Source organism: Psychrobacter sp. 1U2, assembly GCF_051847575.1.
This window is the reverse complement of the sequence record NZ_JBPYDC010001767.1, coordinates 1-529: the sequence shown is the minus strand read 5'-3', so window position 1 is coordinate 529 and position 529 is coordinate 1. Positions and strand designations below refer to the sequence as shown.

1 pseudogene is annotated in these 529 nt (G+C 45.4%); it reads left to right on the top strand.

Annotation, left to right across the window (positions count from 1 at the left end):
- A pseudogene (locus ACS8FD_RS24300) lies at positions 1–529 on the top strand (protein translocase subunit SecF); the annotation flags it as partial.

Sequence of the window (529 nt, the reverse complement as noted above, 5' to 3'; positions counted from 1 at the left end):
ATGACAACCAAAAACGTCGCCGCCGTAGTAAGCCGCGTCGTGATGGTAAAGGCAGCAATGCTAAAGCCAATAATCCTACGACGGCAAAAGCTGGCAAAGGTAAGTCTCATGGGACTAACAAAAGCTCAAAAAATGAGCAAGCATTGGCGACTCAAGCAGACAATGCTGCTATCGATAACGATCATAACCAAATAATCGATAGCGCTGCTGATGACGCTGCTGCAAAAGAAGGCGGTATCAAGGCAGTTGGTAATCAGCGTATTATTCCGTTTATGAAGATAGAAAAGCCTATGGCAATTTTGTCTTTATTCATGGTCATTGCTAGTATTATTGCGATTGCGGTCAATGGTCTTAATCTTGGTTTGGACTTCACGGGCGGGGTTTCAGCAGATGTACGTTATGAGCAGCCCGCTGAGCAAGTTGAAGTCGTACAAGCATTGGCGGATAATGGTTTTGATGATGCTGTCGTACAGTATCTAGGCACGCGTCAAGAGCTGCTTGTACGCTTGCCACCACAATCTGACAATAT